A 10143-nucleotide genomic window follows, 5' to 3' on the forward strand; every position below is an offset into this window, starting at 1 on the left:
CAAGTCTTAGACGTACAGTAACGGTTATTGTTCGACGAAGGCGACGCCCATCGCAATATCTTCTTTCAACGTCTCCAGCATCTCATCTAGGGAACGCTGCTCGAAGTCGCTAAGAGAGCCAATAGGCATATACTGGGCAACGCCTTCTTTGCCCAGTAACAAAGGCTGGGCGAAGAAGCGGGCATAATCGCCATCGCTTTCAACATAAGCACATTCAACAATATCGCTTTCGCCTTGCAACGCTCGAACCAAAGAGACGCCGAAACGCGCGGCGGCTTGGCCCATAGACAAGGTCGCAGAGCCGGCTCCGGCTTTAGCTTCAACCACCTCCGTGCCAGCGTGCTGAATGCGCTCTGTCAGCTCAGCCGCTTCCTGTTCGGTAAAGCTGACTCCAGGGATCTGCGATAACAGCGGCAAAATGGTCACGCCGGAGTGACCCCCAATCACGGGCACTTCGATGTCCTGGGGGTTCTTGCCTTTAAGCTCCGCGACAAAAACATTGGACCGAATGATATCCAGCGTTGTCACACCGAAGAGTTTGTTTCGATTATATACCCCTGCCTTTTTTAACACTTCTGCGGCAATAGCCACGATGGTGTTTACCGGATTCGTGATAATCCCAAGACAGGCGTTTGGGCAAACTCGAGCGACTTGTTCAACCAGATTGCGGACAATGCCGGCATTGACGTTAAACAGGTCGGAACGATCCATGCCCGGCTTGCGAGCAACACCGGCGCAGACCAGAACGACGTCAGCCCCATCCAATGCGGGAGTCGCATCCTCACCGCAGAAACCTTTGATGTTTACCGCTGTGGGTATGTGGCTCAAATCTACAGCAACACCTGGCGTTACGGACGCAATATCATAAAGCGATAACTCTGAGCCTGAAGGAAGCTGGGTTTTGAGAAGAAGTGCCAGAGACTGACCGATACCGCCGGCGGCTCCAAGAACAGCAACTTTCATCTTAAACTCCTTATTTTATTATCATTAGTTAAATATGCCGTGGATTTGTTTCGTTACAAACGTCCGTGCTCATAATAAAAAGTAGAATCAGGCAACCAATCAGCGCATCAAGGGCGCAGCGTGGCTCATAATAAATTAAAACGCACACAGGTTATAAAAATGTAACTAAGGTAACTAAAGTAACAGGCGCTGCTTCCACTCATTACCCAGGTAGATACAGATTAATCACGGCAAACAAACAACAACCCTAAGCAATTGCATAACATTCCAGTTACCTTTGTGTGAGCAGGCGCACATTCTCCAGTTTTATTTTCGACTAGCAACTATTTCCTCAACAAAGCCCGCCACATCGATTGACTAGGCGCCCAGATTGCATAAAAATTCATTCCACAGCATAATATCGTTATGACTAACAATGATGGACTGCAGCCAAATGCGTCATTCAACAAAGCAAGAAGATTTGGTGAAAGCGTTCAATGCGCTATTAAAAGAAGAAAAATTCAGTTCTCAGAGCGAGATCGTGCAAGCCCTGCAGGACGAGGGATTTGAAAATATTAACCAGTCCAAAGTATCGAGAATGCTCACCAAATTCGGCGCAGTTCGTACGCGTAATGCCAAGATGGAAATGGTGTACTGCCTCCCCGCTGAACTTGGCGTACCGACCACATCAAGTCCGTTAAAAAATCTGGTACGGGATGTGGACCTCAATGAATCCGTCGTCGTCATCCATACAAGCCCGGGTGCCGCTCAGCTCATCGCCAGGTTATTGGATTCATTGGGAAAATCAGAAGGGATACTGGGGACGATCGCCGGAGATGACACCATATTCACCACACCGGCCAAAGGGTTCAGCGTGGAGCAGCTCCACGAGGCTATTCTTAACTTGTTCGAACAAGAGCTATAAGCCGTCTTACAAAGACGGCAATTCAGCCAGCGGCCAACGCGGCCGCACCGTTACGCCTAATGACGTCACGCCACCTTGCTGCAAACGGATAGCGCCCGCGTAGGCGATCATCGCACCATTATCCGTACAGAACTCAGGACGGGCATAAAACACTTCGCCACCGCGTTTAACCATGACCTCAGCCAGTCTTTCCCGCAACGTACGGTTAGCGCTGACCCCGCCGGCGATGACGAGCCGTCTGAATCCGGTGTCATCGAGCGCTCGTCGGCATTTGATCGCGAGCGTATCCACCACCGCATCTTCAAATGCGCGCGCGATGTCCGCCTTAGTCTGCTCGTCTTTACCCTGTTTGCGGATAGTATTTGCAGCAAAAGTTTTCAGCCCAGAAAAACTGAAATCCAGTCCAGGCCGGTCGGTCATCGGACGTGGAAAAGTGAAGCGCTCCGCCTGTCCGGACTGAGCCATTTTTGACAACAGCGGACCTCCGGGATAATCGAGCCCCAGCAGCTTGGCCGTTTTATCAAACGCTTCTCCAGCCGCATCGTCGATTGACTCACCCAGCAAACGATATTCGCCGATCCCCGTTACGCTGATTAACTGAGTGTGGCCACCCGAAACCAATAAGGCGACAAAAGGAAATGCGGGTGGATTATCTTCCAGCATGGGAGCGAGCAGGTGCCCTTCCATGTGATGTACCGGGATGGCCGGCACATTACACGCGAACGCCAAGGAGCGCCCGACCGTCGCGCCGACCAGCAGCGCGCCGACCAGACCAGGACCAGCAGTGTAGGCGATTCCGTCGATATCTTTACGCTGCAGCCCGGCTTCCTGCAGTGCCGCCTGAATCAAGGGTACGGTTTTACGGACATGATCGCGGGACGCCAGCTCAGGAACGACACCGCCATAATCCGCGTGCAGCTTTACCTGACTATATAGCTGGTTTGCCAGCAGTCCGGCTTTCGTGTCATAAATCGCGACTCCCGTCTCATCACAGGACGTTTCAATACCCAATACGCGCATTGCTGTTTTTCACTCTCGGTTACGGTTAACAAGCGGCTTGCTTCAAGCGGCGAATAGTCTACCATAAGCGCTCCCATTTGAGCGTGGACATAAGACCGCGAGGTTTGTTATTGCCGCAGTGCTTTACAACGGCCTCGTAGTTGCAGTAGAATTCCGCACCATTTTGAAAAGGCTGGCACCAGGTCAGCGACAAACCGAATTTATTGAGGTGAGAGGCACATGCCGGTAATTAAAGTACGTGAAAACGAGCCGTTCGACGTAGCTCTGCGTCGCTTCAAGCGTTCCTGCGAGAAAGCAGGTGTTTTGGCCGAAGTTCGTCGTCGTGAGTTCTATGAAAAACCGACAACTGAACGTAAACGCGCTAAAGCATCTGCAGTAAAACGCCACGCGAAGAAACTGGCTCGAGAAAACGCACGCCGCACTCGTCTGTATTAATTTTAGGAGGTGCCGCCTCCGATCGCGTGATTAATCCGCAGACTTAGCAGTTGCATACGAAGGCCGTGCATTTCCGAAAGGAATGCGCGGCTTGTTGTCGTTTATAAGCTATGAATCAGGGGCTTATGGCTGGACGAATCCCACGCGTATTTATTGGTGACCTGTTGGCTCGCACCGACATCGTCGACTTGATCGACGCACGCGTGAAGCTGAAGAAACAGGGCAAGAATTATCACGCGTGTTGTCCATTTCATCACGAGAAAACCCCTTCGTTCACCGTTAACGGCGACAAACAGTTCTACCATTGTTTTGGTTGCGGCGCCCATGGTAACGCCATCGATTTTTTGATGAATTTCGACAGGCTGGAATTTGTTGAGACCATTGAGGAACTGGCGACCATGCACGGCCTTGAAGTGCCTTACGAGGCGGGTTCGGGGCCCACTCAGATTGAACGTCATCAGCGACAAAGCCTGTACGAGCTGATGGATCAATTAAGCACGTATTACCAACATACTCTACATCAGCCAGCCGGCACCCCAGCCAAAACCTATCTGGCGAAACGTGGTCTCAGTGACGACATCATCAGGCATTTTGCGATTGGATGTGCGCCGCCCGGTTGGGATAACGCGTTAAAACGTTTTGGCCGCAGCAGCGAAGATAAAAGAACGCTGAACGATGCGGGCATGTTGGTGACTAACGATCAAGGGCGCACTTACGATCGTTTTCGCGAGCGCGTTATGTTTCCTATTCGGGACAAACGAGGGCGCGTGATCGCCTTTGGCGGTCGAGTATTGGGGGACGGTGTTCCCAAATATCTTAACTCGCCGGAAACGGAAATCTTTCATAAGGGTCGCCAGCTTTACGGCCTGTATGAAGCCCAGCAAAAACACCCCGAGCTAAGACAGCTATTGGTGGTTGAAGGGTATATGGACGTCGTCGCTCTGGCTCAGTTCGGCATTGACTATGCCGTAGCTTCGCTGGGAACGTCAACGACTGCTGATCACATTCAGTTGCTCTTCCGCGCCACCGACCGTGTTGTCTGCTGTTACGACGGTGATAGAGCCGGACGGGATGCGGCATGGCGCGCGCTGGAAACCGCCTTGCCTTATCTGGACGATGGACGCCAGCTGCTGTTCATGTTTTTACCTGATGGCGAAGACCCGGACACGCTGGTGAGGCAGGAAGGGAAAGCCGCTTTTGAGCAGCGTATCGAACAGGCAATGCCGCTATCTTCATTCCTGTTCGACACGCTGTTGCAGCAGGTCGACATGAGCACGCCGGATGGCCGCGCCAAGCTGAGTACGTTGGCACTGCCGCTAATTGGTCAGGTGCCGGGCGAAACGCTGCGGTTGTACTTACGCCAGCAGTTGGGCAAAAAACTGGGATTGCTGGATGATTCCCAGCTTGATCGTTTGATGCCCAAGACGACGGAGCATTCATCGTCTTATCAGCCTCCACGGCTAAAAGTCACAACTATGCGTATACTGATAGGACTTTTAGTACAAAATCCCCGGCTGGCGGCCGAGGTACCGGCGCTGGCGCTGGAAGGTAGCGACGAAAGTAAAATGGCGGGATTGGGCTTATTCCTCGATCTGGTTCAGACCTGCAATGAAAGTCCAGGCATGAGCATGGGACTGTTGTTGGAAAAATATCGCGACAGTCAATATCGCAAACAGCTTGAAACCATGGCCGCCTGGAACCATATGATCGTAGATGAGGAGATCGAGGAAAAATTCAGGATCAGCCTGGCTGAACTTTACGATCAACTGCTGCAGCTTCGTCTGGACACGCTGATAGCCCGAGACAGAACACACGGGCTTAGTGCGGAAGAACGAAAGGAACTCTGGTCATTGCAGCTGGCCCTTACAAGAAAAAACTGATTACCGAGGCTTAATTGCCGATGAATAGTAGGGTTGAACCCTACAGAGTGCCGTGACGGGGGCTGCGGCGATAGCAAAAACCCCTACTGTTATTGTCAGCGATTACGCTGACCGACACCAACCCAAATACTCTGAAGTGTGGATACCGTCTTATGGAGCAAAACCCGCAGTCACAGCTCAAGCTTCTTGTCACCCGTGGTAAAGAGCAAGGCTACCTGACCTATGCTGAGGTCAATGACCATCTGCCGGAAGATATCATCGACTCCGACCAGATCGAAGACATCATCCAGATGATTAATGACATGGGCATCCAGGTGATGGAAGAAGCACCGGATGCAGATGACCTTCTGCTGGCAGAAAATACCAATGACGCAGACGAAGATGCGGCAGAGGCAGCTGCGCAGGTGTTATCCAGCGTTGAATCCGAAATTGGCCGCACGACCGACCCTGTGCGCATGTACATGCGCGAAATGGGTACCGTTGAACTTTTGACGCGTGAAGGTGAGATTGATATTGCCAAACGCATTGAAGATGGAATTAACCAAGTTCAGTGCTCTGTGGCCGAGTATCCGGAAGCCATTACCTATCTGCTGGATCAGTACGACCGCGTTGAAGCAGGCGAAAGCCGCTTGTCCGATTTGATTACCGGTTTTGTCGATCCCAATGCGGAAGAAGACATCGCACCCACCGCGACTCACGTGGGTTCCGAGCTTCCTAGCAAAGAACTCGATGATAACGATGACGATGATGACGATGACGACAGCGATGACGACAACAGCATCGATCCAGAACTGGCTCGCCAGAAATTTGCCGAGCTGCGCGATCAGTATGAAGTGACCCGTCAGACCATTAAGGCTAACGGTCGCAGTCATGCCAAGGCCGCACTGGAAATTCTGAATCTGTCCGAGGTTTTCAAACAGTTCCGTCTGGTGCCTAAACAGTTTGATTTCTTGGTCAACAGCATGCGCACCATGATGGATCGCGTGCGTACGCAGGAACGTCTGATCATGAAGTACTGCATCGAGCAGTGCAAAATGCCGAAGAAAAACTTTGTGACGCTGTTTGGCGGCAACGAAACCAACGATAAGTGGTTTGAAGCCGCTCTGGCCTTGAATAAACCGTGGTCTGAAAAGCTGCGCGAAGTGCAGGACGACGTTCATCGCAGCATGTTGAAACTGCAGCAAATCGAAGAAGAAACCGGACTGACGATCGAACAAGTCAAAGACATCAACCGTCGTATGTCGATAGGTGAAGCGAAGGCACGCCGTGCCAAGAAAGAGATGGTTGAGGCGAACCTGCGTCTGGTGATCTCTATCGCCAAGAAATACACCAATCGTGGCCTGCAGTTCCTGGATCTAATTCAGGAAGGGAACATCGGTCTGATGAAAGCCGTAGACAAATTCGAATACCGTCGTGGTTACAAGTTCTCAACTTACGCCACATGGTGGATTCGTCAGGCCATCACCCGTTCCATTGCAGACCAGGCGCGTACCATCCGTATCCCGGTGCATATGATTGAAACCATCAACAAACTCAATCGTATATCGCGTCAGATGCTGCAGGAGATGGGTCGTGAACCGACTCCGGAAGAGTTGGCGGAACGTATGCTGATGCCGGAAGACAAGATCCGTAAGGTGTTGAAAATCGCTAAAGAGCCGATCTCGATGGAAACACCGATCGGTGATGACGAAGATTCGCATCTGGGCGACTTCATCGAAGATACCACGCTGGAGCTGCCGCTGGACTCAGCCACGTCTGAAAGCCTGCGCTCCGCAACGCACGACGTTCTGGCGGGCCTGACGGCGCGCGAAGCGAAAGTGCTGCGTATGCGCTTCGGTATCGACATGAACACCGACCACACGCTGGAAGAGGTCGGCAAACAGTTTGACGTTACGCGCGAACGTATCCGTCAGATTGAAGCCAAAGCACTACGTAAACTGCGTCACCCCAGCCGTTCTGAAGTGCTTCGCAGCTTCCTGGACGACTAATTCTGTCTGTTTAAGTATAGGATCGGCTTGCCGGTCCTATACTTACCCTTCCCTTACCCTTCCAACAGACATACAGGCAAAAAAAATGAAAACCCACTACCTCAACGCAGGCATCGCTCTTGCGGCATTGCTCTCCTTTTCTTCCTTCGCCGCCAACCACGCACTGAGCGGTTGTCAGGCAAAAGAGCACAACATCGAGCAGGAAATCTCTCAGGCCAAAGCGCATGGTAATCAAAACCGTATTGCCGGACTGGAGAAAGCGCTGAAAGAAGCCAAAGCGAACTGCACGGATAGCGCGCTGCTTCAAAAGCGTCAGCAAAACGTCGATGAAAAACAGCGTAAGGTTCAGGTGCTAGAACGGGAAGTTCAGGAGGCTAAACAGTCTGGGAAAGCGGAAAAAGTGAGTAAGAAAAGCGCCAAACTGGAAGAGGCGCGCCATGACCTGAAGCAGGCTCAGAAAGAGCTTAACCACTAATTCAGCATCCCCCGGTTGCTTGCATATCATCCTCCCTTCGGCACGACCGGGTTTCTTTATTTCCTCTCCACCACTAGGCATGCAACGCTTGATATAGCTCTCGGTAAGATGCCGTTAGCGAGTCCAGCGTCGCGCGATTCAAGCCGCTTGGATTCGGCAAAACCCACACCTGAGTCTCTCCCAGAGAAGTGTCTTGCCGGCCCCAGCCCACTTGACTTCGACCAAATGCCTGAGAATAAGCCTGCTTCCCTAACACAGCGAGCGCTCGCGGCTGATATCGCATGATCTTTTCACGTAATAGCTCCCCACCCTGCTTTAGCTCGTGACGAGCCAACTCCGAGGCTTCTACGGTCGGTCGCTCTACTAGCATAGTGATTCCACAGCCATAATTCGGCAGGAGTCCCTCCTCTTCCGGCGCTAATTGACGTTCGGTAAATCCTGCCTTGTGAATCACCCGCCAGAAACGATTGTTGGCATTCGCGAAAGGATAGCCGTGATGAGCCGTAGAAAGCCCCGGGTTGATACCACAAAAAACCACCTGCAGATGTGAAGCCAGAATATCCGTAATCATCTCACCCTCGTCATGTTATCTCTGATGTTTAAGACAAATTCCAGCAGTAATAACAACAGGCTAGCCCTGTTTAGAAAACCGCCACCTAACTGTATGTCTATAGACCTACCTATAAAGGGTAACGTATAATCAGCACCCGCTGGCCCCTTAGCTCAGTGGTTAGAGCAGGCGACTCATAATCGCTTGGTCGTTGGTTCAAACCCAACAGGGGCCACCAATTTTTAGCTTTAGAATCACATATTTAAGCCACTCTCGCGAGTGGCTTTTTTGTTGCTTAAATATAAATTGCCAGCAAAATGGCAGCAGAGATTTTCATAAGCCCAATAAAAAACCCGCCGTAGCGAGTTTATTTGTCAAAAATTCATATGCCCCTGGCCATCATTTGATGGATGCGGAGCGGCATGTTCAATCACTCCTGAAGCAACGATGTAGCGCACGATGGTTTCATGAGTCATAAAGGTCGCGCCACAATTAATAGCCGGCACTGGTGATACAGTCTGCTCGTCTCACGAGAGATAGAGCGGCTGCTCTTGGCATAAGCGGCGGTTTGGCAAAGCAGGCAATATCCCGCAGCGGTGTTTAATCATGACACTGGCAGGACATAGGTAGCCGTGTAATAATTGATCATCGGTCTATGGTGCAATGCCGCCGGTTATATCAGGACGGCTCAAGCCTTTCCGACACGACACCCTATTCCATTGATATCGTTAATTTTATAGTAAAAGGATTATTACTATGCCGGGAGCCGCCCGTCTAAACGATATCGGCAGTGGTCACGCGTGTTTTCCAGCGACCCCCGTCGTCGCAGGTAGTCAGGACGTTATCATCAATGGTCAGCCCGCCGCACGACAAGGTGACGGCGTTCAGCTCCACGGTTGCCCCTGCCCCAACGTGCCCCACGGTCTTCATCCGCGTCAAATAGCCGCTGGCTCTTCTACCGTCATCATTAACGGTAAGCAAGCCGCCCGTATCGGCGACGAGATCAACTGCGGCGGCAATATCGTGAGCGGAAGCAGTAACGTCATTATCGGGAATATCCCTTATCAATCTCCGGTAGCGGGCTGTGCTCAACAATCCGCCCAGCGGCGTGATCCGCTCCTCGCTTTATCGCCTATGTTGACCACCCCGCCGGTTTTTGCGAAATCCTGCCTGCGCGGTGAAGGCTGCACAGACGCGGGAACGGAGAAAGAGACGGTTGATAACTTTGGGCAGATGGCGTTATTTGCTCAGCCTGTCGTCGACGATTGCTGTGGGTATCGTCCCCCTCACGCAAACAAACCGGTGGTGCAGCACGCACAAGCTGCGAAGAAGAAAAAGCCCTCTCAGTTCACTGAACCGGCCGCGGCATCAACCCCCGTTCAACTCACTGGCTCGGAGCCCTGGTATAAAACGCTTTATTACCTGATGTCCTCAAAGGAAATAGCAGTAACGCCGACGCCATTGGCTAAATCAGCCATCGAACCAGTTGCCGCAGCAGTCCCCGTCGCTACGATGTCTGCCGGAAATACGGTGGCAACCCGAGCCGCCGTCACCACGATGACACAGGTTTGGGGGCAAGTGACATTGACTGAAGGCACACTGGCAGCATCAACTACGGTGCCTTTACTCGGTGTGCTGTTTTCCGCGTTGTACAGCCCAGCCGTTGGCGAAGGGAGCGACAAGGTGCCGGGACGTGATGAGCACTGGCTGGAAGACACACTACGGCAGAAAGGCTGGGCAGGAGAAACCGCTACGACCCGCGTGCGCTTTTTCTGGCGTCACGACATTCACGGCAATATGCAGGTCTACGGCGTACATACCGGCGAAGGCACGCCGTACGAAGGTGTGCGCGTCGCGAATATGGTGTGGAAACCCGAGCAAAGCCGCTATGAATTTACGCCCGCACCGGGCGTCGACGGCCCCAAAAT

At 52.2% G+C, this 10143-nt stretch carries 9 protein-coding genes, 1 tRNA gene and 1 pseudogene; 7 read left to right on the forward strand and 4 right to left on the reverse strand.

Going from position 1 to position 10143, the window contains the following annotated elements:
- Window positions 1-24: 24 nt before the first annotated feature.
- Complete coding sequence (gene mdh, locus BLU64_RS11635; protein WP_074728794.1) at window positions 25-963, reverse strand: malate dehydrogenase; 939 nt, start codon at window positions 961-963, stop codon at window positions 25-27.
- Between the two features lie 433 nt (window positions 964-1396).
- Here mdh and argR point away from each other — a divergent pair, with 433 nt between their 5' ends.
- Window positions 1397-1867 carry a transcriptional regulator ArgR gene (gene argR / locus BLU64_RS11640; protein ID WP_026742080.1) on the forward strand — a complete coding sequence of 157 codons (471 nt, stop codon included), beginning with the start codon at window positions 1397-1399 and terminating at the stop codon, window positions 1865-1867.
- 6 nt (window positions 1868-1873) lie between these two features.
- On the opposite strand, the gene tsaD is transcribed toward argR, so the two are convergent.
- Window positions 1874-2887, reverse strand: a complete 1014-nt coding sequence (gene tsaD / locus BLU64_RS11645) for a tRNA (adenosine(37)-N6)-threonylcarbamoyltransferase complex transferase subunit TsaD (protein WP_026742079.1) — start codon at window positions 2885-2887, stop codon at window positions 1874-1876.
- A gap of 219 nt (window positions 2888-3106) precedes the next feature.
- Here tsaD and rpsU point away from each other — a divergent pair, with 219 nt between their 5' ends.
- The 4 genes from rpsU to BLU64_RS11665 all read left to right on the forward strand — a co-directional run bounded on the left by rpsU (window position 3107) and on the right by BLU64_RS11665 (window position 7665).
- Entirely contained in the window at window positions 3107-3322 is a 216-nt protein-coding gene (gene rpsU, locus BLU64_RS11650) for a 30S ribosomal protein S21 (protein ID WP_001144069.1), read from the forward strand.
- Between the two features lie 125 nt (window positions 3323-3447).
- Window positions 3448-5202 (forward strand): DNA primase, encoded by a 1755-nt coding sequence (gene dnaG, locus BLU64_RS11655; RefSeq protein WP_074728812.1) that lies wholly within the window; start codon window positions 3448-3450, stop codon window positions 5200-5202.
- A gap of 152 nt (window positions 5203-5354) precedes the next feature.
- Entirely contained in the window at window positions 5355-7190 is a 1836-nt protein-coding gene (gene rpoD, locus BLU64_RS11660) for an RNA polymerase sigma factor RpoD (protein WP_074728796.1), read from the forward strand.
- A gap of 85 nt (window positions 7191-7275) precedes the next feature.
- Entirely contained in the window at window positions 7276-7665 is a 390-nt protein-coding gene (locus BLU64_RS11665; protein ID WP_074728798.1) for a DUF1090 domain-containing protein, read from the forward strand.
- A gap of 73 nt (window positions 7666-7738) precedes the next feature.
- Here BLU64_RS11665 and mug read toward each other — a convergent pair whose 3' ends face one another.
- Window positions 7739-8236 (reverse strand): G/U mismatch-specific DNA glycosylase, encoded by a 498-nt coding sequence (mug, locus tag BLU64_RS11670; RefSeq protein WP_026742075.1) that lies wholly within the window; start codon window positions 8234-8236, stop codon window positions 7739-7741.
- Between the two features lie 141 nt (window positions 8237-8377).
- On the opposite strand from mug, the gene BLU64_RS11675 reads away from it, so the two are divergent.
- A tRNA-Ile gene (locus tag BLU64_RS11675) sits at window positions 8378-8453 on the forward strand.
- Window positions 8454-8589: 136 nt separating this feature from the next.
- Here the strand turns inward: BLU64_RS11675 and BLU64_RS17645 are convergent.
- A pseudogene (locus BLU64_RS17645) lies at window positions 8590-8795 on the reverse strand (ogr/Delta-like zinc finger family protein).
- A gap of 176 nt (window positions 8796-8971) precedes the next feature.
- On the opposite strand from BLU64_RS17645, the gene BLU64_RS17020 reads away from it, so the two are divergent.
- On the forward strand, window positions 8972-10143 hold a 1172-nt coding region (locus BLU64_RS17020), incomplete at its 3' end, for a PAAR domain-containing protein (protein WP_175527817.1).

Source organism: Lonsdalea quercina (assembly GCF_900107885.1).
GTDB lineage: Bacteria > Pseudomonadota > Gammaproteobacteria > Enterobacterales > Enterobacteriaceae > Lonsdalea > Lonsdalea quercina.